23 protein-coding genes and 1 pseudogene are annotated in these 26,714 nt (G+C 55.0%); all 24 read left to right on the forward strand.

Features of this window, described 5'->3' with window-relative positions:
- Window positions 1-19: 19 nt before the first annotated feature.
- The 24 genes and pseudogenes from flhA (at window position 20) to CCB157_RS06630 (ending at window position 26,714) form a co-directional block, all read left to right on the forward strand.
- On the forward strand, window positions 20-2,050 hold the full coding sequence (gene flhA / locus CCB157_RS06515; protein WP_077615096.1) for a flagellar biosynthesis protein FlhA: 2,031 nt from the start codon (window positions 20-22) through the stop codon (window positions 2,048-2,050).
- Window positions 2,047-3,216 carry a flagellar biosynthesis GTPase FlhF gene (gene flhF, locus CCB157_RS06520; protein ID WP_077615097.1) on the forward strand — a complete coding sequence of 390 codons (1,170 nt, stop codon included), beginning with the start codon at window positions 2,047-2,049 and terminating at the stop codon, window positions 3,214-3,216. Before flhA ends, flhF begins: the two co-directional genes overlap by 4 nt.
- Window positions 3,203-4,063 (forward strand): MinD/ParA family protein, encoded by an 861-nt coding sequence (locus CCB157_RS06525; RefSeq protein ID WP_077615098.1) that lies wholly within the window; start codon window positions 3,203-3,205, stop codon window positions 4,061-4,063. The genes flhF and CCB157_RS06525 overlap by 14 nt, the downstream gene beginning before the upstream one ends.
- Window positions 4,064-4,068: 5 nt before the next feature.
- On the forward strand, window positions 4,069-5,130 hold the full coding sequence (locus CCB157_RS06530) for a protein-glutamate methylesterase/protein-glutamine glutaminase (RefSeq protein ID WP_077615099.1): 1,062 nt from the start codon (window positions 4,069-4,071) through the stop codon (window positions 5,128-5,130).
- Window positions 5,131-5,142: 12 nt separating this feature from the next.
- The gene (locus tag CCB157_RS06535) at window positions 5,143-7,143 is read left to right on the forward strand and encodes a chemotaxis protein CheA (protein WP_077615100.1); all 2,001 of its coding nucleotides are present in this window, start codon (window positions 5,143-5,145) and stop codon (window positions 7,141-7,143) included.
- A gap of 12 nt (window positions 7,144-7,155) precedes the next feature.
- Window positions 7,156-7,620, forward strand: a complete 465-nt coding sequence (locus CCB157_RS06540; RefSeq protein ID WP_077615101.1) for a chemotaxis protein CheW — start codon at window positions 7,156-7,158, stop codon at window positions 7,618-7,620.
- Window positions 7,617-8,246 carry a chemotaxis protein CheC gene (locus CCB157_RS06545; protein WP_077615102.1) on the forward strand — a complete coding sequence of 210 codons (630 nt, stop codon included), beginning with the start codon at window positions 7,617-7,619 and terminating at the stop codon, window positions 8,244-8,246. Before CCB157_RS06540 ends, CCB157_RS06545 begins: the two co-directional genes overlap by 4 nt.
- Window positions 8,239-8,721, forward strand: coding sequence for a chemotaxis protein CheD (locus CCB157_RS06550; RefSeq protein ID WP_077615103.1), 483 nt, complete (start codon window positions 8,239-8,241; stop codon window positions 8,719-8,721). The genes CCB157_RS06545 and CCB157_RS06550 overlap by 8 nt, the downstream gene beginning before the upstream one ends.
- A 53-nt stretch (window positions 8,722-8,774) precedes the next feature.
- Window positions 8,775-9,551, forward strand: coding sequence for a FliA/WhiG family RNA polymerase sigma factor (locus CCB157_RS06555; RefSeq protein ID WP_077615135.1), 777 nt, complete (start codon window positions 8,775-8,777; stop codon window positions 9,549-9,551).
- Between the two features lie 31 nt (window positions 9,552-9,582).
- On the forward strand, window positions 9,583-10,089 hold the full coding sequence (locus CCB157_RS06560; RefSeq protein ID WP_077615104.1) for a DUF6115 domain-containing protein: 507 nt from the start codon (window positions 9,583-9,585) through the stop codon (window positions 10,087-10,089).
- Window positions 10,090-10,392: 303 nt separating this feature from the next.
- On the forward strand, window positions 10,393-11,127 hold the full coding sequence (gene rpsB / locus CCB157_RS06565; RefSeq protein WP_077615105.1) for a 30S ribosomal protein S2: 735 nt from the start codon (window positions 10,393-10,395) through the stop codon (window positions 11,125-11,127).
- Window positions 11,128-11,303: 176 nt separating this feature from the next.
- The gene (gene tsf / locus CCB157_RS06570; RefSeq protein ID WP_077615106.1) at window positions 11,304-12,182 is read left to right on the forward strand and encodes a translation elongation factor Ts; all 879 of its coding nucleotides are present in this window, start codon (window positions 11,304-11,306) and stop codon (window positions 12,180-12,182) included.
- 121 nt (window positions 12,183-12,303) lie between these two features.
- Window positions 12,304-13,029 carry a UMP kinase gene (gene pyrH / locus CCB157_RS06575; RefSeq protein ID WP_077615107.1) on the forward strand — a complete coding sequence of 242 codons (726 nt, stop codon included), beginning with the start codon at window positions 12,304-12,306 and terminating at the stop codon, window positions 13,027-13,029.
- A 3-nt stretch (window positions 13,030-13,032) separates the two neighbouring features.
- A complete protein-coding gene (frr, locus tag CCB157_RS06580) occupies window positions 13,033-13,590 on the forward strand; it encodes a ribosome recycling factor (RefSeq protein WP_077615108.1) in 558 nt (185 codons plus the stop codon).
- A 256-nt stretch (window positions 13,591-13,846) separates the two neighbouring features.
- Window positions 13,847-14,617 (forward strand): undecaprenyl pyrophosphate synthase, encoded by a 771-nt coding sequence (uppS, locus tag CCB157_RS06585; RefSeq protein WP_077615109.1) that lies wholly within the window; start codon window positions 13,847-13,849, stop codon window positions 14,615-14,617.
- A gap of 18 nt (window positions 14,618-14,635) precedes the next feature.
- A complete protein-coding gene (locus CCB157_RS06590; protein ID WP_077615110.1) occupies window positions 14,636-15,424 on the forward strand; it encodes a phosphatidate cytidylyltransferase in 789 nt (262 codons plus the stop codon).
- 60 nt (window positions 15,425-15,484) lie between these two features.
- On the forward strand, window positions 15,485-16,654 hold the full coding sequence (locus CCB157_RS06595; RefSeq protein WP_077615136.1) for a 1-deoxy-D-xylulose-5-phosphate reductoisomerase: 1,170 nt from the start codon (window positions 15,485-15,487) through the stop codon (window positions 16,652-16,654).
- A 47-nt stretch (window positions 16,655-16,701) separates the two neighbouring features.
- Window positions 16,702-17,949: an RIP metalloprotease RseP gene (gene rseP / locus CCB157_RS06600; protein WP_077615111.1), complete on the forward strand. Its 1,248-nt coding sequence runs from the start codon at window positions 16,702-16,704 to the stop codon at window positions 17,947-17,949.
- Between the two features lie 19 nt (window positions 17,950-17,968).
- On the forward strand, window positions 17,969-19,597 hold the full coding sequence (locus CCB157_RS06605; protein ID WP_077615112.1) for a proline--tRNA ligase: 1,629 nt from the start codon (window positions 17,969-17,971) through the stop codon (window positions 19,595-19,597).
- Window positions 19,598-19,723: 126 nt separating this feature from the next.
- Complete coding sequence (locus CCB157_RS06610; protein WP_077615113.1) at window positions 19,724-24,016, forward strand: PolC-type DNA polymerase III; 4,293 nt, start codon at window positions 19,724-19,726, stop codon at window positions 24,014-24,016.
- A 158-nt stretch (window positions 24,017-24,174) separates the two neighbouring features.
- On the forward strand, window positions 24,175-24,645 hold the full coding sequence (gene rimP, locus CCB157_RS06615) for a ribosome maturation factor RimP (protein WP_077615114.1): 471 nt from the start codon (window positions 24,175-24,177) through the stop codon (window positions 24,643-24,645).
- Window positions 24,646-24,735: 90 nt separating this feature from the next.
- Window positions 24,736-25,777: pseudogene (nusA, locus tag CCB157_RS06620) on the forward strand (transcription termination factor NusA); the annotation flags it as partial.
- 366 nt (window positions 25,778-26,143) lie between these two features.
- Complete coding sequence (gene rnpM, locus CCB157_RS06625) at window positions 26,144-26,407, forward strand: RNase P modulator RnpM (RefSeq protein WP_077615137.1); 264 nt, start codon at window positions 26,144-26,146, stop codon at window positions 26,405-26,407.
- Window positions 26,391-26,714: a YlxQ family RNA-binding protein gene (locus tag CCB157_RS06630; RefSeq protein WP_077615115.1), complete on the forward strand. Its 324-nt coding sequence runs from the start codon at window positions 26,391-26,393 to the stop codon at window positions 26,712-26,714. The genes rnpM and CCB157_RS06630 overlap by 17 nt, the downstream gene beginning before the upstream one ends.

Raw genomic sequence — 26,714 nt, forward strand, 5'->3', positions numbered from 1 at the left:
AAGCAAGGGGGTGGAGCGCTTGAAAGCGAAAGATCTCATCGTCTTGGGCGGCGTCGTCTTGATCGTGCTCATGCTCATCATACCGTTGCCCAACATCATCCTGAGCTTTTTGATCATCACGAACATTTCGATCGCCCTGATCATATTGCTCGTTTCCATGAACATGAAAGAGCCGTTGGAGTTTTCCATCTTCCCGTCACTGCTCTTGCTCACGACCTTGTTTCGCCTCGGGTTAAACGTGTCAACGACCCGAGCGATCTTGGGCAAAGGGGACGCCGGTGTCGTCATTGAAACGTTCGGGAATTTCGTCATCAGCGGAAATGCGTTGGTCGGCTTCGTCGTCTTTCTCATCCTCGTCATCATTCAGTTTGTCGTCATCACGAAAGGCGCCGAACGCGTTTCGGAAGTCGCCGCCCGCTTCACGCTCGACGCGATGCCTGGCAAACAAATGGCCATCGACGCCGATTTGAACGCCGGGCTCATCAATGAACAAGAGGCGCGAAAACGCCGGGAAAAGATCGAACAAGAGGCGGACTTTTACGGCGCGATGGACGGTGCCAGCAAATTCGTGAAAGGCGATGCCATCGCCGGCATGGTCATCGTCACGATCAACTTGATCGTCGGCATGGTCATCGGCATGGTTGAACACGGCATGTCGTTTAGCGACGCTTCGCATACATACACCATGTTGACCGTCGGTGACGGTTTGGTCAGCCAAATCCCGGCGCTGTTGATTTCGACCGCGACGGGTATCGTCGTCACACGGGCGGCGTCTGACGGAAACCTCGGGCAAGACATCACGAAACAGCTTCTCGCTTATCCGAACATGCTGTTTGTAGCGGGCGGCGTCATTTTGCTGCTCGGCTTAACGCCGATCGGGTTTTTCATCACCATCCCGATTGCGCTTTTGCTCTTCATCGGCGGGGCGGTCATGCGCCGGAACAGCGCTAAGGAAGAAGCCATGGATGAGGCCATGAAAGCGAACCTTGAAGAGGAGCGGTTTAAGAGTTCGGACAGCGTCGTGGATCTCTTGCAAACGGATCCGATTGAATTTGAATTCGGGTACGCGCTCGTTCCGCTCGCCGATCCGAACCAAGGCGGGGATCTTTTGGATCGCATCGTCATGATCCGCCGCCAGCTCGCTTCAGAGCTCGGACTGATCATCCCGGTCGTCCGCATCCGCGACAACATTCAACTGGAGCCGAATGCCTACCGCCTGAAAATCAAAGGGGCGGAAGTGGCTCGCGGCGTCCTTTATCTCGATCATTATTTGGCATTGAGCCCGGGTGAGGACGATCCGTCGATCACCGGCATCGAAACGACGGAGCCGGCCTTCGGTTTCCCGGCGAAGTGGATCACGGAAGAAATGAAGGAAAAAGCGGAACTCGCCGGCTATACGGTCGTCGATCCGCCGTCGGTGATCTCGACGCATTTGACCGAGCTCTTTAAACGTCATGCCCATGAATTGCTCGGCCGCAAGGAAACGAAGCAGTTGATCGATCATCTGCGCGAGCAAGATGCCGCCCTCGTCGAAGAAGTGACGCCCGAACCGCTGTCTGTCGGGGACGTGCAAAAAGTTTTGGCCAATCTTTTGAGGGAAAACGTCTCCATCCGCAATTTGCCCGTCATATTTGAAGTTTTGGCCGATTACGGGCGGTTGACGAAAGATACGGATCTGCTGACCGAATACGTCCGCCAAGGGCTGAGCCGGCAGATCACGCAGCAATATCTCAAAGGCGATTATTTACAAGTCATCACCCTCGATCCGCGTTTGGAAGAGACGATCGCGGGCGCCATTCAAAAAACCGAACACGGCAATTATTTGGCGTTGGATCCCGACGTCGCCCAGCGCGTTTTGCAAAACATCGCAGAGCAAATTCAAGCCCGTCCCGATCTCGATCAGGAACCGATTGTACTTTGCTCGCCGGTCATACGGCCGCACGTCAAGCGTTTGATCGAACGGACGTTGCCGCAAGTCGCGGTCTTATCCTATAACGAGCTTGAACCGAACGTCGAAATTCAAAGCATCGGGGTGGTGAAGGCGGCATGAAGGTCAGAAAGTTTCGCGCCAAGTCGATGCCCGAAGCCATCCAACTGGTGAAAAAAGAATTGGGCGACAACGCCGTCATTCTCTACACAAGAAATTACAAGAAAAAAAGTTTGTTGAAATGGTTCAACCAATCGGGCATTGAGGTGTTCGCCGCGGTCGACGGCGACATACCGCCGTCCGCCGCTCCCGGCTCCGTCCCTCCATTGACAAACGCGGCGGCGCTCCCGCTGGAAACACCGGCAAAGCCCAAAATCGGAGCGGCCGCGCTTGCTCGGCCGACGAGCTCGGCCGGTGCGGCGCGGCATGCCGAAGCGTTCGGCCCGTTCCGGCCTTTCGATGAAGGGCTGGCATGGTCGGGGGCGATTCCGGAAGTCATCCGCAACCTTTGCGACCGCTTGTTGGAGCAAGAGCTTCGCAAGGATCTCGTCGAAGCGCTCGGCCGCGGCTTATTAAAGCGCTGGTTTTCCTTAGAGCGGCCAACGGTGCATGACATGAAGAAGGCGTTGTTCGAACTTTTGCACCAAATGATCGAGGGGCATGATTTTTCCGGCCTGTCTTACCAAAAACAAACACTCGTTCTGGTCGGTCCGACGGGGGTCGGCAAGACGACGACGGCGGCCAAACTCGCGTCAAAGGCCGCATTGGACGACGGGAAATCCGTCGCATTCATCACGACCGATACGTATCGGATCGCGGCGGTCGAACAGCTGAAGACGTACGCCAAGATTTTAAACGTTCCGACCGAAGTCGCCTATTCCATGGACGATTTTAAACGGGCGCTCGATCGCCACAAAGACAAAGACTTGATCCTCGTCGATTCGGCGGGCCGCAATTATCAACAATCGAAATTTGTCCGTGAATTGAAAGCGTTGATCCCGTTCAGCGACCGGCTCGAGACCCATCTCGTTTTGAGCGCGACCGCGAAAGCGAATGATTTGGCAAATATCGTCAAGCAATTTGACGGCATTCCCGTGAGCAAATTCATCTTTACTAAAGTGGACGAAACGACAAGCCTCGGCGCGCTGTTCAACATCTTGCTCGATCGTTCGATCGGCGTCTCTTACTTGACGAACGGGCAAAACGTTCCCGACGATCTTCTCGAGGCGGATAAAAATGCCTTAATTAGCCATTTTTTGGAAGGTGTTTTCCGCGATGGATCAAGCTGAAGCGCTCAGAAGAAAAGTGCAAAGGCTGCGAGCCGCGAACACCCGGGTCGTCGCCGTATTAAGCGGAAAGGGGGGCGTCGGAAAATCAATTTTTTCCGTGAACTTCGCCCTTGCCTTGAACAGGATCGGCAAGAAAACGATCCTCGTCGATTTGGACATCGGGATGGGCAACGTCGACATTTTGCTCGGCCTTCATGCTCCCGGCCATTTTGTCGATATGTTAAATAGAAGGCTGCCGATTGAATCCTTGATCGTGCAACACCGAAGCGGCCTGTCGGTCATCTCCGGAGGCAGCGGTCTTGACGACCTCTTTAAAATTGATGAAGGGGATTTCCAACATTTTCTTGAGCAATTTAAAAAGCTGCAGCACGCCTACGACGTGATCCTGTTCGACATGGGAGCCGGATTGGACGAAGCCGCACTCCGGTTCATTTCCGCCGTCCATGAAGTCATTCTCGTGACGACGCCGGAACCGACGGCGCTTGCCGACGCCTATGCCGCCATCAAGCTGATCCACGCCAAGGTCGGGGATGTACCGGTTCGCTGCGTCATCAACAGGTACGACAACGAACGGGAAGCGAAGGAAGCTTGGAAGAATCTTTCGTACACGGCAAAGCGCTTTCTGAACAAGGAGTTAAAGCTCCTCGGCGAATTGCCCCGCGACCACACGGTCGTTCGCTCGGTGAAAGCGCGCTCGCCCTTCGTCACCGATGCGCCGCATTCCAAGATCGCCATCGGTGTCCAACGGCTGGCGGCCGGTTATTTAAATGAAAACACGGAGGGTCACGCCGCGTCATTGGACAGTTTTATCAACAAGTTAAAGCACTTCTTTCTTTCCAAAGGATGATGGCGATGGTGCAAGCACCGATCCAAGTTCTGGTCGTCGACGACTCGGCATTCATGAGGCGGGTGATTACCGATTTTATTAATGAAGAGCCCGACATGCGCGTCGTCGATGTCGCCCGCAACGCGGCGCAGGCATTGGAAAAAATCAAACGCCGACAGCCGGACGTCGTCACTTTGGACGTCGAGCTTCCCGATATGAATGGCTTGGAGGTTTTAAGAAGAGTGATGGCGGAACACCCGGTGCCCGTCATCATGTTGAGCGGTTTGACGAGAAAGGGGACGCAAGCCGCCATCGAGGCGATGAGCTTGGGCGCAGTCGATTTCGTTACAAAACCATCCGGGACGATTTCCCTCGATCTCTATAAGGTCAAAGAAGAGCTGAAAGCCAAAATCCGCGCGGCCCATCGCGTCAGTGTCCGCATGCCCGCACTCGACGGCCTTCACCCGGTGCCGTGGACGCCGTCCGAAGACGCCGCCTTGGCGGGAGTCCATCGGAAAAAAATCGTCTGCATCGGCACGTCCACCGGCGGCCCCCGTTCGCTTCAGGCGGTCGTTCCCCGCTTGCCCAAGGCGTTGTCCGCCCCGGTGCTCATCGTTCAACATATGCCGCCCGTTTTTACCGCGTCGCTTGCCGAACGGCTCAACCAACTGAGCGAAGTGACCGTCAGAGAGGCGGTCAACGGCGAGGTGTTGCGCGACGGCACGGTGTACATCGCCCCGGGAGGACGGCATATGCGTGTCAGAAAAGTCGGAAGAGCGTTGGCCCTCGAAATTTCCGACGGCCCGCCGATCCGCGGGTTAAAGCCGTGTTTTGATCTGCTGTTGGAGTCGCTCGCCGAAATAGGGGAACAAGACATCGTCGCAACGGTGATGACCGGGATGGGCAACGACGGCGCGGAAGGCCTTTCGGCGATCAAACGGACGTGCCGCGTGCACGCGATCGCGGAATCGGAGGAAACCTCTGTCATCTTCGGCATGCCGAGAGCGGCCATAGAGACGGGCCTCGTCGACGAAGTCCTGCCGCTGGAAAAAATCGCCCCGGCGATCGTCAAGCAAATTTGCTCATAGGAGGTTAGGGGAATGGAAAACAGTCAATATCTTGATATGTTCCTCGATGAAAGCCGAGAACATTTGCAAAACATGAACGACAATTTGTTGGCGCTGGAAAATTCCCCCGACAACGTTGATCTCGTCAACGAGATTTTCCGCTCCGCCCACACGCTCAAGGGCATGTCGGCGACGATGGGCTTTGAAAACATGGCGGATTTAACCCACAAGCTCGAAAATATTCTCGACGCCGTGCGCAACCATCAATTGCAGATCAATGCGGACATCATGGACGTTTTGTTGGCGGCGGTAGACCGCTTGGAAGGGATGCTGGAAAACGTGCAGTCCGGCGAAGGCGACCGGATGGATGTGTCGGACATTGTGGCCCAGCTGCAGTCCGTCCTGTCCTCCCCTAACCAAGGTTCCGAGGCGCCGGGCCCTGCGAAGAAAAAGACGGAAACCGCGGAAGGCCACGACGCGTTTGTTCAATCGGTCATCGTTCAGTCGCTCGAACAAGGCTACAACGTCTTCCGGACGACCGTCACCTTCGACGAATCCTGTGTTCTTAAAGGCGCGCGCGCTTATATGGTCTTTCAAATCGCCGAACAAATGGGCGATATCATTCAAGCGGAGCCGGACGTCGAGAAGCTTGAAGCGGGCGAAGTGGGGCCGAGTTTTACGATCACGATCGTGACCAAGGAATCGCAAGAAGACGTGCGGTCAAAAATCATGGACGTCTCGGAGATTGCGCGCGTCGACGTCGTCGACTTGAAGACGATCGCTGCGGAATCGGCCGGCGGAGGCGGCGCCTCGTCGCAAGCGACGGACGCCCGCTCCGCTGATAAGAAACCTCAGGCCCAGACCGCGGCGCGCGCGAAGGCGACGTCCAAGACGATACGCGTCAATCTCGAACGTTTGAACGATCTGATGAATCTTTTCGAAGAGCTCGTGATCGAAAAAGGCCGGCTGGAGGGCGTGGCCAGGAAGCTGAAAGATACGGAGCTGATCGAGACCGCCGAACGGATCGCGCGGACGTCGTCAAGCTTGCAAGAGATCATCCTCAATTTGCGGATGGAACCGATCGAACAAGTCTTTAACCGATTTCCGCGCATGGTCCGTTCCGTCTCCAAAGAATTGAACAAAAAGATTCGCTTGCAGATTGAAGGCGCCGAAACCGAGCTCGACCGGACGGTCATCGACGAAATCGGCGACCCGCTTGTCCATCTTTTGCGCAATTCGATGGACCACGGCATTGAATTGCCCGAAGTACGCAGACAAAACAATAAGCCGGAAGAAGGGTCGATCATTCTTAAAGCCTATCATTCCGGCAACCATGTGTTCATCGAAATCGAAGACGACGGCGCCGGCATCAACCGCGAAAAAGTGCTGCAAAAAGCGATTAAAAACGGTCTCGTCTCCGAAAGCGACGCCGATAAGCTTTCGGATCGGGAAGTCTACCAATTTTTGTTCCAATCCGGATTCAGCACGGCCGACAAGATCACCGACATTTCCGGGCGCGGCGTCGGATTGGACGTCGTCAAATCCAAAATCGAGTCGCTCGGCGGCGTCGTGGAAGTGGAATCGGAACCCGGAAAGGGCACGCGGTTTACGATTCGCCTGCCGCTGACCTTAAGCATCATCAATGCCATGCTCATCCGCGCCGGCGGGGAAACCTACGCCGTGCCGGTCACGAACATCGTCGAAACCGCTCTGTACAAACACGAAGACATCATGACGGCGCAAGGGCGTGAAATGATCGATTTTCGCGGCCGGGTCATCCCGTTTCTGCGCCTCAGCCGGCTCTTTGATCTGCCGGAGGAAGAGAATAAAGGGAAATATATCCATGCTCTCGTTCTCCAGAGCGGCCGGAAGACGGCGGCGCTCGCCGTTGACCAACTGATCGGACAGCAAGAGATCGTCATCAAATCGCTCGGAACGTATCTCGGCGATGTCCCCGGCATCTCCGGAGTGACCATTCTCGGAGACGGCAAGGTTGCCCTGATCATCGACTGCGCATCCATTCTGTATGCCTAGGAGGGATCCATCATGAGTGAAAAAAAATATATCGTTTTTACCTTAAATGGAGAACGCTACGGGGTCCCGGTCGAGCAAGTGTTGTCCATTGAAAAGCCGGAAGGCGTCACGCCGGTGCCGAACACCGCGCCCTTTGTCAAGGGGATCATGAACTTGCGCGGCATCTTGTATCCGGTCATTGACATGAAACAGCGATTCGGCATCGGAGAATCGGCCGTGCAAAAAGAGACGCGCCTGGCGATCGTGCAAATCGATGACATTAAGGTGGCCATCCTCATCGACAGCGCCGAAGACGTCATCTCGATCGATGAGGAAAGCATTGAGCCCGCGCCCGAGGTCGCCGGCGGCGTCAAGGCCGACTACATTCACGGCGTCGCCAAAATCGACGACGGCCTCCTCGTTCTATTAAACTTGGACCGCGTGCTGCGCGACAAAGACGTTGAAATCGTTAAAAAGATTGAGGTCAATGAACGGTGAGCGCCCTGTTTAATTTGAACGAAAAACAGTTGGATCTTTTAAAAGAGATCGCGAACATGGGCGTCGGCCATGCGGCGACCGCCCTTTCCAGCTTGATCGGACAAACCGTCGAGATGACGGTGCCGTCGGTGCGCGTCGCGTCCTTTACGGAATGGCTGGGCGCCGATGACCCCGAGCGGACGGTTTGCGCCGTCTATTTTCGCACGACGGGGGATTTGAACGGTCATCTCTTCATCCTGTTTCCGACGGAGGATACGGAGAGATTGTTGGAAGTGCTCATCGCCGGAAAATCCGGGGGGGCGTGCACGTTGACGAATCCCGGTCTCGAGTCGTCGGCGTTCGGCGAGGTCGGCAACATCCTCGCCGGCTCATACCTTTCCGTTCTCTCAAACTTTACCGGAATTGCCGTGCAACCCTCCCCGCCGTCGATCAGCGTCGACATGGCGAGCGCCATTCTCGCCGAAGGGTTGATCGATTTGTCCCTTTACGGCGACGAGGTGATCGTCATCGATGCGGAGTTGCGGAACAGCGGAACTGCCGAGCCGATCCAATGCGCCTTTACCTTTTTGCCGGATCCCGAAGACTTGGAAACCTTCATGAAGATGCTGGGTGTTGCGGATGTGTAAAGTGATCGCGGTCGGGCTTTCCGAATGGAAGGAAGCGGAACGGCCCGATCGCTTGCGGACGGCCGGGCTCGGTTCTTGCGTCGGCGTCGTCGTCTATGACGATGTCGCGGGGCGGGCGGCGATGGCGCATGTCATGTTGCCCGACCACCATCTCGCGCGCTCCTCTTTTCATCCGGCGAAGTTCGCGGACACGGCGGTGCCGGGCCTCGTCGAACTGTTGTTGAAAAAAGGCTCGGCGATTGAAAATCTTAAGGCGAAATTTGCGGGCGGCGCGGAAATGTTCCCGCGATCCGGCGGAAACGGACAGGCGATCGGCGCGCGAAACATCACGGCCGTCATGGAAGGCCTGAGACGTCTGAATATCCCCCTCATCGCCCGGGACACGGGAGGCAACGCGGGGCGTACCATCGAGTTTGATACCGTCACCAGTAAACTTTATATTCGCACCGTCAAACGCGGCGAAAAAGAAATTTGACCGGCGCGAAAGCAGGCTTGATTTTGGAAAAGAGAGGGATGTGCATGGCGACGATGTCCCGATCGGCCTCGGATGAGGAAAAATATTACTGGGATCTTTGGCTGAAAGAAAAGGATCCCGAGGCCGCCGATTATCTGATCAAACGATATGAGCCGCTGATCGATTATCACGTGAACCGGATGCGCGCGAACTTGCCGAAAAACATCACGATCGATGAATTGACGAGCTACGCTTATATCGGTTTATACGACGCTTTGGTCAAATTTGATTCGAAGCGAGATTTGAAATTCGACACGTACGCTTCCATCCGCGTGCGGGGCGCCATCATCGACGGCCTGCGGCGCGAGGATCCCCTGCCGAGATCGCTCCGGGCCAAGACGAAAAAAATCGAATCGGTGATCGAGTCGCTTGAACAGAAATATCGGCGCGACGTGACCGTGGATGAAGTCGCCGAGGCCATGAACATGGACGCCCAAGATGTCCGCGACGTCTTGACCAACGGGATGGCCGGAAACACGATTTCCATCGACGAAGCTTTCGATCACTCGCCGGAGAGCGATCCGATCGCGACTTTTATTGAGGATAAAGCCACGCCGGATCCGGCGGAGAATGTCATCAAAACGGAAAGCGTGGAACGTTTGGCCGAAGAGATCAAAACGTTGACGGAAAAAGAACAGCTCGTCATCAGCTTGTTCTATTATGAAGAGTTGACGTTGTCGGAAATCGGAAGAATAATGGGGTTATCGACGTCGCGCGTCTCCCAGATTCATTCGAAGGCGCTGAAAAAACTCAGAAACGGCTTGAAAAAGGAAATCGCCGACCTGGATTGACCGCGATACATAATGACGACGGGGTGTGACCATGATATCCGTATTGCTTGTTTTCAGCCTGCTCCTGCATTTGGTGACCTTTTATCTGCTCATCCTCCTCACCCAGAGGATCAACCAGTTGAAGCATGCGCAATCCGAGCATGACCTGGAAGCGATCGACGCCGCGCTCAGCGCTCATTTGGAAGCCGTGCGCGCAGAAAACCAGGCCTTGCTCGACGCGCTCGACGAACACCAGGTAAAAAGGGATCAGGCGGCGCCCATCGAGCGTCGCGAAGAAGCGGCGCCACGCGAGGAGCAAACGAGCGCTCGCGGCCCGGCGGAGGAACGGACGCCGTCCGCCGGCGCTGAGGCGGTGCCCGCTCCCCCGCCGATTGACGGCGTTCAAGACCGCGTGGAGCCGTCGCTCTCCGCTCAAGTGCTTCATCTCGCCGAGGCGGGTCATGATGTTGAACACATCGCCAAACAATTGAAGATCGGCAAAGGGGAAGTTGAACTCATGCTCAATCTTCACCGCAAGCAGCATGCGGCCAAAAGATAGGGCGGTTCGCTTCCCCTTCGCTTTTAGAAGGGCGGTTTAAAACATCCGATCCGGCCAATCGTTTTAAAAACGGTCTCCAGGCCTCTCCGTCCGAACCGTTAAGGGCCGCCACGGTCCGCCGGCGGGGCGACTGGGCGTTGTGTCACGAGGCGGTTTGGCTGTTGCCATTTGCCATCGACTATGTTATATTTACCGTTGGTGTTATTACACACGTCCGAGGATGCGCGCACGGGTGCCGGTTGCGGTGGTGCGCGAAGATGAGGCGGACGGAGGTTGAAAACCAATAAATAGGAGGAAGAATGCATGGCTGTTATTTCGATGAAACAACTGTTGGAATCCGGCGTTCACTTCGGTCACCAAACGCGGCGCTGGAATCCGAAAATGAAACCCTACATTTTCACCGAACGCAACGGGATTTACATCATCGACTTGCAAAAAACCGTTAAAAAAGTCGAAGAAGCCTACAACTTTGTTAAAAACCTCGTTGCCGACGGCGGCAAAATTTTGTTTGTCGGCACGAAAAAACAAGCGCAGGATTCCGTCAAAGCCGAGGCCGAGCGCTCGGGCATGTACTACGTCAACCAACGCTGGCTCGGTGGGACGCTGACGAACTTCCAAACGATCCGTCAGCGCATCAATCGTTTAAAAGAAATCGAAAAAATGCGCGAAGACGGCACGTTTGACGTGTTGCCGAAAAAAGAAGTCATCCGTTTGAACAAAGAATTGGAACGCCTTGAAAAATTCCTCGGCGGCATCAAAGACATGGAACGGTTGCCGGACGCTTTGTTCGTCATCGATCCGCGCAAAGAACGGATCGCGGTCGCTGAAGCGCGCAAATTGAACATCCCGATCATCGCCATCGTTGACACCAACTGCGATCCGGACGAAATCGATGTCGTGATCCCGGGCAATGACGATGCGATTCGCGCCGTTAAACTTCTCACTTCCAAAATAGCGGACGCCATCATAGAAGCCAACCAAGGCGGAACTGAGGCGACCGAAGAAGAAGAGCAACCGGAAGAGGTCACAGCCGAATAAGCCGCATCGAATAAAGGGTGATAAAGGGCGCGAACCCTTTATCACCTTTTTAATGACATCTCGAAGCGCCCGCATCCCCGGACGGCGGCGCCTCTTATCCATGGAGAAATCACAGCGCGTCGGCCATGAGAGGGATGCCTCTTAATATTCAAGTTTTATGAACAGGAGGAGTCACAGTGGCAATCAGTGCAAAACTCGTTAAGGAACTTCGGGAAAAAACCGGAGCGGGCATGATGGATTGCAAAAACGCTCTCACTGAAGCGAACGGCGATATCGAAAAAGCGATCGATTTGCTGCGCGAAAAAGGCGTGGCGAAAGCCGCGAAAAAAGCCGATCGCATCGCCGCCGAAGGCCTGACCAAAGTCAAAGTGGACGGCGATAAAGCCGTCGTTCTCGAAGTCAACTCCGAAACCGACTTCGTCGCGAAGAACGAACAATTTACGTCGCTCGTCGATGAAATCGCTGACTTTTTGATCAAAGAAAACCCGGCGGACGTCGATGACGCGCTCGCCCGCGAATTTGCGGCGGGTCAAACGCTCGGCGACCGGATTAATGAAGCGATCGCCAAAATCGGCGAAAAAATTTCTTTGCGCCGCTTTACGGTTTTAGAAAAAGCCGCGAACGAATCCTTCGGCGCTTACGTCCACATGGGCGGCCGCATCTCGGTGCTTGCCCTTCTGGAAGGTGCCGATCAAGAAACGGCGAAAGACGTCGCCATGCACATCGCGGCGAGCTCTCCGAAATACGTTGCGCGGGAGGACGTGCCTGAAGATGAAATCAACCGCGAAAAAGAAGTGCTGACGCAACAAGCGCTCAATGAAGGCAAACCCGCCAACATCGTTGAAAAAATGGTGCAAGGCAGGCTGAACAAATTTTTTGAAGAAATCTGCCTCGTCGAGCAAGCCTATGTCAAAGATCCCGACATCAAGGTGAAGAAATATCTCGCCGACAAAAACGCGAGCGTGAAACGCTTCGTCCGTTACGAAGTCGGTGAAGGCATCGAAAAACGCCAAGAAAACTTTGCCGAAGAGGTTAAAGCACAGCTGAAAAAATAATGGCTTTGATAAAAGGGAACACGCCGTGTTCCCTCTTTTCAAACCGTTTTTCCGTAAAATATCTTATTAAGAAGGTCATCATGGGAAAATGACATAGGCTTTCGATCGAGGAGGTATCATCATGGCAACCCGAGCAAAATATTCCCGAATCGTTTTGAAGCTGAGCGGGGAAGCGCTCGCCGGGGACGCCGGATTCGGCATCGATCCAAAAATTATACAATCCATTGCGAAGCAAATCAAAGAAATAGTAGAATTGGGTGTGGAAGTGGCGGTCGTCGTCGGCGCGGGCAACATTTGGCGCGGCAAAATCGGCAGCGAAATGGGCATGGACCGCGCGACCGCGGATTATATGGGGATGCTGGCGACGGTCATGAACGCCCTTGCCCTGCAAGACGGCTTGGAAAAAATCGGCGTGGAAACGCGCGTACAAACCTCCATTGAAATGCGGCAAGTCGCCGAACCGTACATAAGAAGGCGCGCCATTCGCCATCTGGAGAAAAAACGCGTCGTCATCTTTGCGGCCGGCACCGGTAATCCGTATTTCTCAACGGATACGACGGCCGCGTTGCGCGCGGCGGAAATCGAAGCCGAAGTCATTTTAATGGCGAAAAACAAAGTCGACGGCGTTTACAGTGCCGACCCGCGCGTCGACCGAAACGCGGTCAAATACACACAGCTTTCTTACTTGGACGTCCTGAACGAAGGGCTGGGGGTCATGGACTCCACCGCCTCCTCGTTGTGTATGGATAACGACATCCCGCTGATCGTTTTTTCGATCACCGAACCCGGAAACATCAAACGCGTCGTCCAAGGTGAAGAAATTGGTACGATAGTAAGGGGGAAGTAAGATATGGCGAACGAAATTATCAAGGACGCCGAGTCCAGAATGTCCAAAGCGATTGACGCTTTGCGCAACGAACTCGCCACCATTCGGGCGGGAAGGGCCAATCCGGCGCTTCTCGACCGCGTCACGGTCGATTACTACGGCGCGGAAACCCCGTTGAAACAGCTCGCCGGCATCACCGCGCCGGAAGCGCGGCTGCTCGTCGTCCAACCTTATGATAAGTCGATTCTCAACGAAATCGAAAAGGCGATATTGAAAGCGGATCTCGGGTTAACGCCGGCGAACGACGGCAGCGTCATCCGCATCGCCATTCCGCCTCTGACGGAAGAACGCCGCAAAGAGCTCGTCAAACTCGTCAAAAAAGCGGCTGAAGACGCGAAGGTCGCCGTGCGCAATGTGCGCCGCGACGCGAACGACAGCTTGAAGAAATCGGAAAAAGACGGCGAGATTACGGAAGACGATCTGCGCCGCTTCTCCGACGACATTCAAAAACTGACCGACAAGCACATCGCCAAAATTGATGAAATCGCTGCGAATAAAGAAAAAGAGATCATGGAAGTTTAAGCGATCCTCGCATGACAACGGCCCGTTCCACCCTCTTCCCGGGTGGCACGCATTGACGCGCCCGGATCTTTCGTGTCACGACCGACCCATCCGGCGGGCATCCGCTCCATCGATGCGCGCGTCGATGAGCGGATGCCTTGATTATTAGTTAAATGGAGATAGGGGAATGGTCCCGTTTTTCACGGCTATTCAACCGGCATGACCGATCACGGATCCACTCTTTATATTCCTATTCCTTTTCCTTGGAGGATTTTCCATGCTTGAAAAACTGGCCAGTCAACAACATAATCCCTCCGGCGATGGCGTGGATGTCAACGCGTTTGAAAATATACCGCGTCACGTCGCCATTATTATGGACGGTAACGGGCGTTGGGCCAGGCGGCGCGGCCTCCCCCGGATCGCCGGGCATCGCGCGGGCATGAACGTCGTCAAGAAGATCGTCAGGGCCGCCGACCGGCTCGGCATCGAGATCCTCACGCTGTACGCGTTTTCGACGGAGAATTGGAAAAGGCCGAAGGATGAAGTCGACTATCTCATGCGGCTTCCCGAACAATTTTTGTCGAGCTATCTCAAAGAACTTGTCGAAAAAAACGTCCAAGTCCGCGTCATGGGCGATATTGAACGGTTGCCGGCCCACACCCGGCGCGCGGTGGACAAAGCCATGGCCGACACGGCCGCCAACGACGGCATGGTATTGAACTTCGCCTTAAACTATGGCAGCCGCCATGAAATCACCGAAGCGGTTCGGCGGCTCGCGATCGATGTGCGGGAAGGCCGAAAAGATCCGGAAGATATTACGGAAAAAGACATTGCCAAATACTTGTTGACGAACGTTTATCCGGATCCCGATTTGTTGATCCGGACGAGCGGGGAAATTCGTCTTTCCAATTTTATGCTGTGGCAGCTGGCCTATACGGAGCTTTGGTTCACCGACGTCTACTGGCCGGATTTTACGGAAGATCACTTTCACGAAGCCATTCGCCATTACTCCGGCCGCAGCCGGCGCTACGGTGGGGTCAAGGAGTAGACGGATAAGGAGGATTCTATGGTACAGCGCATCGTGACCGGGATCATCGCGGGATGCGGCTTCATCCTGATGTTGATCCTCGGCGGATGGCCGTTCGGCGCCTTCATCGCCTTGCTCGCTCTCATCGCCTATTACGAACTCGTTTCGATGGCCGGCGAGGGGGCGGCCGCCTTCGGGAATGCCGTCGGCGCCATCGCCGTTCTCTTGATCGTTCTTCAAGACAGGTTAAATGATGTTGGGTTTCACTCTGATCTTTCGGATATCGTCATCGGCCTCTCCGTGTTGTTGTTGATCGCAACGGTTTTTTCGCGCAACGCCTACTCGTTCAGCCGTGCGGCCGTCGCCTTTTTTGCCGCGTTTTACGTCGGCTTGGGCTTTCATTATCTCGTCGCGGCCCGCGACGAAAGTTTAGTGTCGGTTCTGTTCATTTTGATTTTGATCTGGACGACCGATTCCGGCGCTTATTTTGTCGGGCGCGCGTTCGGCAAACATAAACTCGCCCCGCATATCAGTCCGAATAAAACCATCGAAGGCGGGGTGGGCGGCATCCTCTGCGCCATCGCCGTCGCCTTCATTTTCCAAGCGATTCACACGCCGCCGGGGCTGGGATCGCCCGAACGGCTCGTTCTCGTGGCACTGGTGATTTCGGTGTTCGGGCAACTCGGAGATTTGGCCGAGTCCGCGCTCAAACGGCATTTCGGCGTTAAAGATTCCGGCAAGCTCCTCCCGGGACACGGGGGGCTGCTCGACCGCTGCGACAGCTGGATTTTCCTTTTCCCCGTCCTGCACATTTTTCAAATCGTGTAACCGGCTACGGCAAGGCGGTGGGTGCCGCAAGTGGATGACCGCATGGAAAGGAGCTTGAAAGTGAAAACCATCAGCCTTTTGGGAGCGACGGGTTCCATTGGCGTCCAAACGGTCGATGTGGTGACGAGCCATCCGGAACATTTCCAAATCGGGGCGCTCGCCTTCGGGCAAAACATCGAAAAAGGCGCCGAGATCATCGAGCGCGTCCGGCCGAAGCTCGTTGCCGTCAAAGATGAACAGGTCGCCGACCGTTTAAAGCGCCTTCTCTCCACACCGGTAAAAATATTGACGGGACGCGAAGGGCTGCGCGCCGTCGCGACTTTTGAAGACGCCGACGTCGTCGTCAACGCCTTGCTCGGCGCGGTCGGTCTTGAGCCGACGCTCGAGGCGATCAAAGCCGGCAAAACGCTCGCGTTTGCAAATAAAGAGACGCTCGTGACGGCCGGCCACCTCGTCATGGAGGCGGTCGAAAAACACGGAGTCGACTTTTTGCCGGTCGACAGCGAACATTCCGCGATTTTCCAAGCGATGAACGGGGAGGCGCGCGACCGGGTAAAGCGGATCATCCTGACGGCCTCCGGAGGCAGTTTTCGCGACTTATCGCGCGCCGAACTCGCCGATGTGACGGTCGAGGACGCTTTGAAACATCCGAATTGGAAAATGGGGGCGAAATTGACCGTCGATTCGGCGACGATGATGAACAAGGGCCTGGAAGTGATCGAGGCCCACTGGCTTTTCGGCATGCCCTATGACCGGATCGACGTCGTCATCCACAGGGAGAGCATCATCCATTCGCTCGTCGAATATGATGATACAAGCGTGATCGCCCAGCTCGGCACGCCCGACATGCGCGTGCCCATCCAATACGCCCTTTCGTATCCCGACCGCCTTGATTTACACCGGGGAAAAAGGTTAAACTTATGGGAAATCGGGGCGTTGCATTTTGAAAAGTTGGACATGGATCGCTTCCGCTGTATAAAATGGGCGTATGAAGCCGGCAAGACGGGCGGCACGGCGCTCACCGTGCTCAACGCCGCCAACGAAGAAGCGGTTTTCGCCTTTTTGAACCGGAAAATCGCTTTTCTCGACATCGAAGACATCGTCGCACGCGCCCTTGACGCACACGATCCGATCCAACGTCCGGATCTTGGAACCATCTTGGAAACCGACCGGAAGACGCGCGAGATCGTGCGCGGCTGGATTGACCGTCACGCCGCCACGCGCGCATAACGGGCGCTGCTTATTTCATAAATTCGGCGATACGAGAGGTGGTTGTCATGGAAACATTGATAGCTGTCGTCATCATTTTCGGTCTATTGATCTCCTTTCACGAGCTTGGCCATCTGCTGTTGGCGAAACGGGCCGGCATACTCTGCCGGGAATACGCGATCGGTTTCGGCCCGAAACTGTTCTCCATCAAAAAGGGGGAGACGGTTTATACGCTGCGTTTGCTGCCCATCGGCGGCTTTGTCCGGATGGCTGGCGAAGACCCCGAGATCGTCGAGATCAAGACGGGACAGCGCATCGGTCTTTATTTCAATCGTGACAACGCCGTCTCGAAAATCATCGTCAATCGCACGGAAAATTATCCCGACGCCAAAATCATCACCGTTGAGCGCGCCGATTTGGAAAGGGATCTCATCATAGAAGGTTATGAAGAGGAAGACAACAAGCCCCTCTCGTACCGCATCGCTCCGAAAGCGGATTACGTCATCGACGGGCAGGCTTTCCAAATTGCTCCGCTCGATCGCCAATTCGGTTCGAAGCCGCTGCTCGACCGGATTTTGACGATTTTTGCCGGGCCGTTTATGAATTTCCTTTTGGCGTTTCTCGCCTTCATCGTGTTCTTCGCCTTTCAGGGCGTTCCGAGCGATAAGCCGGAGCTCGGGCCTCTGATTAAAGGCAACCCCGCCGAGCGCGCCGGGTTGCACGAAGGCGATCGCGTCCTTCGGATCAACGGTCAGCCGATCGATTCTTTTAGCGAACTGACCGAATACGTGCGCGCCCATCCGAATGAACGCCTGACGTTTACGATCGAACGGCACGGACACATTTTGGAAAAGGCGTTGACGACGGATAAAAACAAGGACGGCGCCGGGGTGATCGGCGTCTATGGCCCGACCGAAAAATCGTTCCTCGGTTCCGTCAAAGCCAGTGTGACGCAAACTTATTATTGGATTAAGATGGAACTCGTCGCCTTTGAACAACTGATCACCGGCAAAATCGGTCTTGACCAGCTGTCCGGTCCTGTGGGTATATATGATATAACGGGGCAGGTCGTGCAAAACGGGTTCTTCTGGGTCTTGCGCTGGACCGCCGTGCTCAGCATCAATCTGGGCATCGTGAACCTGTTGCCTTTGCCCGCGTTGGACGGCGGGCGCCTCATGTTCCTTTTCCTTGAGGGATTGCGCGGAAAACCGGTCGATCCCAAGCGCGAGACGCTCGTCCATTTCATCGGTTTCGCTTTTCTGATGCTCGTCATGATCGTCGTGACGTGGAACGACATCCAAAAACTGTTCATGTAAGCGGAAAGGAGGCGGCTCTGTGAGACAGAGCACCATGCTCATACCGACTTTAAAGGAAACGCCGGCGGACGCGGAAAGCGCGAGCCATCGCTTCCTTTTGCGCGCCGGTTTCATCCGCCAAAACGCCGCCGGCATTTATTCGTATTTGCCGCTCGGCCATCGGGTCCTCAAAAAAATCGAGGCCATTGTCAGAGAAGAGATGGACAAAGCGGGGTGCGTGGAACTGCTGATGCCGGCGCTCCAGCCGGCCGAGCTGTGGCATGAATCCGGACGTTGGGACGTTTACGGTCCGGAATTGATGCGCCTGAAAGACCGGCACGACCGCGATTTCGCGCTCGGCGCGACACACGAGGAATTGATCACGAGCCTCGTGCGCGACGAGCTGAATAGTTATAAAAAATTGCCGATGACGCTCTACCAAATTCAGACGAAATACCGTGATGAACGGCGCCCCCGCTTCGGGTTGCTGCGCGGCCGCGAATTCGTCATGAAAGATGCCTATTCCTTTCACAGCGACGAAGCGAGCCTTGATGAACGGTACCAAATCATGTATGACGCCTACAAAAGGGTGTTCGAACGCTGCGGCCTGAACGTTCGCGCCGTCATCGCCGATTCCGGGGCGATGGGCGGAAAAGACACCCACGAATTCATGGCATTGGCGGAGATCGGCGAAGATACGATTGCGTATTCCGACCAATCCGACTATGCGGCCAACGTTGAAATGGCGAAAGTCCTACATATTGATGAAAAGCCGGATGAAGCGCCGCTTCCGTTGGATGAAGGGGAAGCGAAGAGAGGACAAGCTTATGAGATCGAAACCCGGTTTTTCAAAGCCGGGGAGGACCTCATCGCCGTGCTTTTCCGGAAGGGCGACGAGGTGAATGATGTCAAAGTGAAAAACGCCCTCGGCGTCGACATCGTTTTTGAAGCCGAATCCGACATCGATCCTTTAAACCCGTCGGAACGCGTCGTGGTGATGGCCGACAACGGCGTCAAAAATGTCGTAAACGGCACGCTGCTCGACGCGTCGGGGAACGTCCGTCATTTCAACGTCAATCCGGAACGCGATCTTTCCGCGGTCCGTTTTGACGATTTGCGAATGATTAAAGAAGGCGATCCATCTCCGGACGGAAAAGGGCGAATCCGTTTTGCCCGCGGCATTGAAGTCGGACAAGTCTTCAAACTCGGAACGAAATACAGCGAAGCGATGAACGCTCGCTTTCTCGATGAAAACGGGAAAAGCCGCCCGATCATCATGGGCTGCTACGGGATCGGCATTTCCCGGACGCTCGCGGCGATCGCCGAACAACACCACGACGAAGCCGGGCTTAAATGGCCGGTGGTGGTGGCGCCCTTTGCGGTCCATATCGTTCCCGTCAACGTAAAAAACGCCGAACAAAAACAGACGGCCGAAGCATTATATGAACAATTGAAAACGCAGTATGAAGTGCTGCTCGATGACCGCGACGAGCGCGCCGGCGTCAAGTTTGCCGAAGCCGATCTCATCGGGTGCCCCGTGCGCGTCACCGTCGGCAAAAAGGCGGGCGAAGGGATTGTGGAAGTGAAGGTGCGGGCGACGGGCGAGGTGCGCGAGTGCAACGTGAGCGAATTGCTTCACGTCGTTGACGAATGCCTTAACCGCGTCTGATCGGGCCGACCATTGTTCCGAAAGCAGTCCCGTAGCCGATGACGCCTTACAAACGCAAAAGGTTGGAAACGGACGGTTAGCCGTTCGGCTTCCAACCTTCGTCTGTTATAGACAGGGGGGAGAAACGTGGAAGGCAAAACGACGCGCGAGCGCTTTCTTCTGCTTCTCAAACAAATCGAGACGCCGGACGACCTCATGGAAAAATATTTAAACAGCGGGGAAATCGAAAAGCTCACGGTTTATCCGAACGATGGGAAATGGCGGTTTCATTTTTTGCTGGATCGGCCGTTGCCCGCTCACGTTTTTCAATGGTTAGACCGCCGCTTGCAAGAAGCGTTTCAACACATCGCCCGCGTCTCGATTTCGATAAAATATCGAGAGCCGTCTGCGGATCGCGCGCTTTATGAGCAATATTGGCCGTTCGTCGCCGACTTATTGGCCAACGATTTTCCCGCCTTTGAGCCGGTGTTGCAGGAGGCGTTATTCGACGGGGAAAAGATCAAATTTGAAGCGCGCAATGACGCGGAAGCGGAAGCATTAAGGCGGAAGCTTGCTCCAGCCATCAAAGCGCATTTCGAAAGGTATGGTCTTGCCGCCCCCGCCTGGGAAGTGGCTGTCAAAGCGAATGCCGACAAAGCTCTTGAAGATTTCTTTAAGAAACGCGACGAAGAAACGGAACATCTCGCCCGCGAGGCGGTCGCCGAGCGCCCCGCCAAGAATGAAAAGGCGCAAGAACAACCGGACGAAACTCCGCTGGCTTTTGGTTATGACATCGAGGACGAGCCCATACCGATTCGCGATATTCAGGACGAGGAAAAACGCGTCACGGTTCAAGGATATGTCTTCGATGTGGAGAAGCGCGAATTGAAAAGCGGGCGCACGCTCGTCCTATTTAAAATCACCGATTACACCGATTCGATCCTTGTCAAGATCTTTCTCCGCGACAAGGAAGACGATCAAAAGCTGTCCCGTTTGAAAAAAGGAATATGGGTCAAAGTGCGGGGCGGCGTCCAAAACGATACGTTTGTCCGCGATCTCGTGCTGCTTGCCAGAGATATCCGCGAGATTTATGTGCCGAAAAAAACGGATAAGGCTCCGGAAGGCCAGCGGCGGATCGAGCTCCACGCCCATACCGCGATGAGCCAAATGGATGCGATTCCGTCCGCCTCCGAACTCATCGAAAGGGCCAAACAATATGGGCACGAGGCGGTCGCGATCACGGACCACGGCGTCGTTCAATCGTTTCCGGAGGCCTATGCCGCTGGCAAAAAACACGGCATTAAAGTCATCTACGGGCTGGAAGCCAATCTGATCGATGACGGCGTGCCGATCGCGTTCAACGAGAAGGACATCAAACTGACCGATGCGACTTATGTCGTTTTCGACGTTGAAACGACGGGGCTGTCCGCCATTTATAATAAAATCATCGAACTGGCGGCCGTGAAGGTGCGAAAGGGGGAAATCGTCGACCGCTTTGAATCGTTCGCCAATCCCCATGAACCGTTGTCGAAGGTGACGACCGAATTGACGGGAATCACCGACGACATGGTCAAGGACGCGCCGGAAATCGAAACGGTGCTCGAGCGCTTTCGCGCGTTTACCGGTGATGCCATACTGGTCGCTCATAATGCCCAGTTCGACATGGGCTTCTTAAATACGGGCTATGAGCGCATGGGCTATGGGAAAGTGGAAAACGGCGTCATCGACACGCTTGAACTCGCCCGCTTTCTCTATCCGCACATGAAAAACCATCGATTGAACACGTTGTGCAAGGCGTTTAACATCGAGCTTGTCCAGCATCACCGCGCGATTTATGACGCCGAGGCAACCGGGCATTTGCTCTGGAAGATGGTCCTCGATTGCGCCGAAAAAGGCGTGCATTACCACAATCAGCTGAACGACAACATTGGCGGCCAAGGCCAATTCGAACGCGTCCGTCCGTATCACTGCACGATCTTGGCGAAAAACCAAACGGGCTTGAAAAACTTGTACAAGCTCGTCTCCTATTCTCACGTCGATTACTTTTACCGCGTCCCGCGCATTCCCCGGTCCCTCTTGGAAAAACATCGCGAAGGGCTCATCGTCGGATCGGGCTGCGACCAAGGGGAAGTGTTCGAGGCGATGATGCAAAAATCGGCCGAAGAAGCCGAAAAACTGGCGGCGTTTTACGACTATTTGGAAGTGCAACCGCCGGAAATCTTCCCGCATCTCATCGAGAAAGAGCTTGTCAGCGACGAGCTCGCCTTGCGGGAAATCATCGCCAACATCGTCAAGCTCGGCAAAAAAATGAACAAACCGGTCGTCGCGACCGGCAACGTCCATTATCTCGATGAAACCGACCATATCTATCGAAAAATTTTAATTGCCTCCCAATCCGGGAATCCGCTGAACCGGCAGACGCAGCCGTTGGTGCACTTCCGCACGACCGATGAGATGCTCGAAGCCTTCCGCTTTCTCGGCGAGGAAACCGCGCAGGAAATCGTCGTGACGAATACCCATAAGATCGCCGCGATGATCGATGAGGTCAAACCCGTGCGCGACAAGCTCTATACGCCCAAAATTGAAGGGGCGGAGGAAGAGGTGCGGCGCATGAGCTATGAAGAAGCGCGCCGCCGTTACGGCGAAGAATTGCCCGAAATCGTCGAGAAACGCCTGGAAAAAGAGCTGAACAGCATCATCGGCCACGGCTTCGCCGTCATCTATTTGATTTCTCATAAACTCGTAAAAAAATCGTTGTCTGACGGTTATCTCGTCGGTTCGCGCGGATCGGTCGGTTCTTCCTTCGTGGCAACGATGATGGGCATTACGGAGGTCAACCCACTGCCGCCGCACTATGTTTGCCCGTCTTGCAAACACTCGGAGTTCTTTACAAAGGGCGAGATCGCCTGCGGGTTCGACTTGCCCGACAAAAATTGCCCGAAATGCGGGACGAAATATGTCAAGGACGGCCACGACATTCCGTTTGAAACCTTCCTTGGATTTAAAGGCGACAAAGTGCCGGATATCGACCTGAACTTCTCCGGCGATTATCAGCCGATCGCTCACAACTACACCAAAGAGCTGTTCGGCGAGGAAAACGTCTATCGAGCCGGTACGATTGGCACGGTCGCCGAGAAAACGGCCTATGGCTTCGTCAAGGGGTATGAAAGGGACAACAACCTGCATTTCCGCGGCGCGGAAATCGACCGCCTCGCGATGGGGTGCACCGGCGTCAAGCGCACGACCGGGCAACACCCCGGCGGCATCATTGTCGTTCCCGATTATATGGATATTTACGACTTTACGCCGATCCAATACCCCGCCGACGATACCCAGTCCGAATGGAAGACGACGCACTTTGACTTCCATTCGATCCACGACAATTTGTTGAAATTGGACATTCTCGGTCACGACGATCCGACGGCGATCCGGATGCTTCAGGATTTGAGCGGCATCGATCCGAAGACGATTCCGACCGACGATCCCGAAGTGATGAAGATTTTCAGTTCGACGGAAAGCCTCGGCGTCACTCCGGAACAAATCCGCTGCAAAACGGGAACGCTCGGCATTCCGGAATTCGGCACGCGGTTCGTCCGGCAAATGCTCGAAGACACACGGCCGACGACCTTCGCCGAACTCGTGCAAATCTCCGGATTGTCCCACGGCACCGATGTCTGGCTCGGCAATGCCCAAGAGCTGATCAATAACGGCATTTGCCAGCTGAAAGACGTCATCGGCTGCCGCGACGATATCATGGTCTATTTGATGCACAAAGGCCTGGAACCGTCGCTCGCCTTCAAAATCATGGAGTCGGTGCGTAAAGGGAAAGGCTTGACCGACGAATGGATCGAAGAGATGAAAAAGCACGACGTGCCGGACTGGTACATCGAATCGTGCCAGAAGATCAAGTATATGTTCCCGAAGGCGCACGCGACGGCGTACGTCCTGATGGCCGTGCGCATCGCCTACTTTAAAGTGCATTATCCGATCCTTTTCTATGCCACATATTTTTCGGTGCGCGCCGACGACGTCGACATCGACGTGATGATTCGCGGCTCCGAGGCGATCCGTGCCAAGCTTGAAGAAATCGAGGCGAAGGGCATGGACGCTTCCCCGAAAGAAAAAAGCTTGCATACGGTCTTGGAAATCGCCCTTGAGATGTGCGAGCGCGGGTTCTCGTTCAAGCCGATCGATCTCTACCGGTCGAGCGCGACCGAATTTCTCGTCGAAGGCGACGCGCTGCTCGCCCCGTTTAACGCGCTTCCCGGCGTCGGTCGGAACGCGGCGATCAATATTGTTAAAGCCCGGGAGCAAGGCGAATTTCTTTCAAAAGAAGATTTGCAGAAACGGGCGAAGCTGTCCAAAACGGTTGTCGACTTGCTCGAACGCCACGGCTGTTTGCAAGGCTTACCGGAAGAAGATCAACTGTCCCTTTTCTAATGGGCGCAGCGCCGCCGGTGGAATGGTTGTAAACCATCCGCGTGTATGCTATACTATTTAAGGAAATACTGGTTAATAGTTCGTAACCAAGAGTGGGATCTTCCCACTCTTTCGTTTTCCATAAGAAATGATCAACCGTAAGGAGGGGACAGGCGCCTTTGGCCGGAAAAATCAGCGAGACGGTGCGGCAGCTCGCCGAATCCGTTCTCCAGGACATGGAAGTCGAAGTGCTTGAAGTGAAATATGCGAAACAAGGAAAAAATTGGGTGTTGAAGGTCACCATCGATTCGCCCGAAGGCGTCGATCTTGACCTTTGCACGCGCGTCAGCGAACGACTGAGCGATGCGCTGGACGAAGCCGATCCGATCAAGGACCCGTATTTGCTGGAAGTGACTTCGCCGGGTGCGGAACGCCCGCTCAACGGACCCAACGACTATCGCAGAGCCGTCGGCAAAAACGTCCGCGTCACGACGTACGAAGCCATCGGCGGAACCAATGTGTTCGAAGGGCTCCTTCGCGCCGTCGAGGATGAGTTTATGACGGTCGAAGTCAAACAAAAAAACAAAGTTGAAGAGGTCAACATTCCGTTTCGCTTGATCGCCAGCGCCCGCTTAGCCATCATCTTTTAATCCGTTTGAGGCAAGGTGCGGGTATGGAGTTCATAAAGGCCGATCGCTTGGGGAAGCCCGAGGCGAGTTTGTAAGGGGAGGATCAATGAGATGACCAGTGACCTTTTAGAGGCACTCAACGCTATCGAAAAAGATAAGGGCATCAGCAAAGACGTGTTGATTGAGGCTTTGGAAGCCGCCTTAATTTCCGCTTATAAGAAAAATTTCAATCAAGCCCAAAACGTTCGCGTCGACATCAACGAAGAAACCGGTACTTTCAAAGTGTTCGCCCAGAAGGAAGTCGTGGAGCAAGTCGAAGATCCGCGCCTGCAAATCTCCATTGAAGAGGCGAAAAAGATCAATCCGCAGTATGAAATCGGCGACGTCGTCGAAACCGAGGTGACGCCGCGGAATTTTGGACGCATCGCGGCCCAGGCGGCCAAACAAGTCGTCACCCAAAGGGTTCGGGAAGCCGAACGCGGCGTGATTTACGCGGAATATATCGACCGCGAAGAAGACATCATGACCGGCATCGTTCAACGGATCGATTCGAAGTATATTTACGTCGATCTCGGCCGGATTGAGGCGCTGTTGCCCGTTTCCGAACAGATGCCGAACGAAAGCTATCGCCCGCACGACCGCATCAAGGTCTATATCACGAAGGTGGAAAACACGCAAAAAGGGCCGATGGTGCTCGTTTCGCGCACGCATCCGGGCTTGCTGAAACGCCTGTTTGAACTTGAAGTGCCGGAAATCTTCGACGGCACGGTCGAGATTAAATCGATCGCCCGCGAAGCCGGCGATCGTTCGAAAGTCGCCGTCCATGCGGAAGATCCGGAGATCGATCCCGTCGGATCTTGCGTCGGTCCGCGGGGGATCCGAGTCCAGGCCATCGTCAATGAATTGAAGGGCGAAAAAATCGACATCGTGCGCTGGTCCAAAGATCCGGTCGAATTTGTCGCCAACGCTTTGAGCCCGGCGAAGGTCATCGATGTCCTCGTCAACGAAGACGAAAAAGCGACGACGGTGATCGTGCCCGACTATCAGCTGTCGCTCGCCATCGGGAAACGAGGCCAAAACGCCCGGCTCGCCGCAAAGCTCACGGGTTGGAAAATTGACATCAAGAGCGAATCGGAAGCCGAAGAAATGGGATTATTCGATCTGCTCGAAGAAAGAAAACGGGAATCCGAGGCTTTATTTGCGGATGTGGACGCGGAAGATGAGGCGTTTGAAGACGACGTGGACGCCGAGCCGATCGCGGATGGGGAAGACGCCTCTGATGAAGAGGAAACGGTTGTCCCGGACGACCGCTTCGATGCGACGGGTGCTCATGAGGAATCTGCCGATGCATTCGATGACGGCGGAAGCGAACGGGCGGAAGCAGCCGCTGAAACGGATCGGACCGATGCATCGCTGCAAGGCGCAGGCGATGACCATCCCGGCGCGTCTCTCGAAGAAGGCGTAGCGCGCGAGGAATAGGAATCGGAGGTGTTTTTTCGTGAAGCCGAAAAAAATCCCGATGCGAAAATGCATTGCCTGTCAACAAAGCGAAGAAAAAAGAAACCTGTTTCGCGTCGTCCGGTCCCCTGAGGGCCGCGTCTTTCTTGACTTGACGGGAAGAAGCAACGGCCGCGGCGCTTATTTGTCGAAAAACAAGGCTTGCATCGAAAAGGCCCGTTCCAAAAATCTTTTGCAAAAGCATCTGCAAGCACCTGTCGACGATTCCGTATATGAAGAGATGCTGGCCCATTTGGGAGACAGTCCGGATGACAGCCAAACGTGAACCCTGGGTTTCGCTTTTAGGTTTGGCATACCGGGCGCGCAAGGTCGTTTCGGGAGAAGAAACCGTTTTGCAAACGATCCGAAAACAAAAGGCGAAAGTCGTGCTGCTCGCCGGCGACGCTTCCGAACGGACGCGAAAGACGATCACCGACAAATGTCGTTTTTATCGCGTGCCTCTTTTAATCGTGACCGACCGCGCCACACTCGGATCGGCCATCGGCAAGCGAGAAAGAGTCGTCGCGGCGGTGACCGACCAAGGGTTCGGTGAGAAGCTGATCGCATTGTTGGATCCATCTAACCGGGGGTGA

Source organism: Caenibacillus caldisaponilyticus (assembly GCF_002003465.1).
GTDB lineage: Bacteria > Bacillota > Bacilli > Bacillales > Sporolactobacillaceae > Caenibacillus > Caenibacillus caldisaponilyticus.

What these genes read in the sequence shown, in the direction of transcription:
- flhF (WP_077615097.1), top strand. Translation starts at nt 2,047, where the DNA reads ATGAAGGTCAGAAAGTTTCGCGCCAAGTCGATGCCCGAAGCCATCCAA.
- CCB157_RS06525 (WP_077615098.1), top strand. Translation starts at nt 3,203, where the DNA reads ATGGATCAAGCTGAAGCGCTCAGAAGAAAAGTGCAAAGGCTGCGAGCC.
- CCB157_RS06530 (WP_077615099.1), top strand. Translation starts at nt 4,069, where the DNA reads ATGGTGCAAGCACCGATCCAAGTTCTGGTCGTCGACGACTCGGCATTC.
- CCB157_RS06535 (WP_077615100.1), top strand. Translation starts at nt 5,143, where the DNA reads ATGGAAAACAGTCAATATCTTGATATGTTCCTCGATGAAAGCCGAGAA.
- CCB157_RS06540 (WP_077615101.1), top strand. Translation starts at nt 7,156, where the DNA reads ATGAGTGAAAAAAAATATATCGTTTTTACCTTAAATGGAGAACGCTAC.
- CCB157_RS06550 (WP_077615103.1), top strand. Translation starts at nt 8,239, where the DNA reads ATGTGTAAAGTGATCGCGGTCGGGCTTTCCGAATGGAAGGAAGCGGAA.
- CCB157_RS06555 (WP_077615135.1), top strand. Translation starts at nt 8,775, where the DNA reads ATGTCCCGATCGGCCTCGGATGAGGAAAAATATTACTGGGATCTTTGG.
- CCB157_RS06560 (WP_077615104.1), top strand. Translation starts at nt 9,583, where the DNA reads ATGATATCCGTATTGCTTGTTTTCAGCCTGCTCCTGCATTTGGTGACC.
- rpsB (WP_077615105.1), top strand. Translation starts at nt 10,393, where the DNA reads ATGGCTGTTATTTCGATGAAACAACTGTTGGAATCCGGCGTTCACTTC.
- pyrH (WP_077615107.1), top strand. Translation starts at nt 12,304, where the DNA reads ATGGCAACCCGAGCAAAATATTCCCGAATCGTTTTGAAGCTGAGCGGG.
- frr (WP_077615108.1), top strand. Translation starts at nt 13,033, where the DNA reads ATGGCGAACGAAATTATCAAGGACGCCGAGTCCAGAATGTCCAAAGCG.
- uppS (WP_077615109.1), top strand. Translation starts at nt 13,847, where the DNA reads ATGCTTGAAAAACTGGCCAGTCAACAACATAATCCCTCCGGCGATGGC.
- CCB157_RS06590 (WP_077615110.1), top strand. Translation starts at nt 14,636, where the DNA reads ATGGTACAGCGCATCGTGACCGGGATCATCGCGGGATGCGGCTTCATC.
- rseP (WP_077615111.1), top strand. Translation starts at nt 16,702, where the DNA reads ATGGAAACATTGATAGCTGTCGTCATCATTTTCGGTCTATTGATCTCC.
- rnpM (WP_077615137.1), top strand. Translation starts at nt 26,144, where the DNA reads ATGCGAAAATGCATTGCCTGTCAACAAAGCGAAGAAAAAAGAAACCTG.
- CCB157_RS06630 (WP_077615115.1), top strand. Translation starts at nt 26,391, where the DNA reads ATGACAGCCAAACGTGAACCCTGGGTTTCGCTTTTAGGTTTGGCATAC.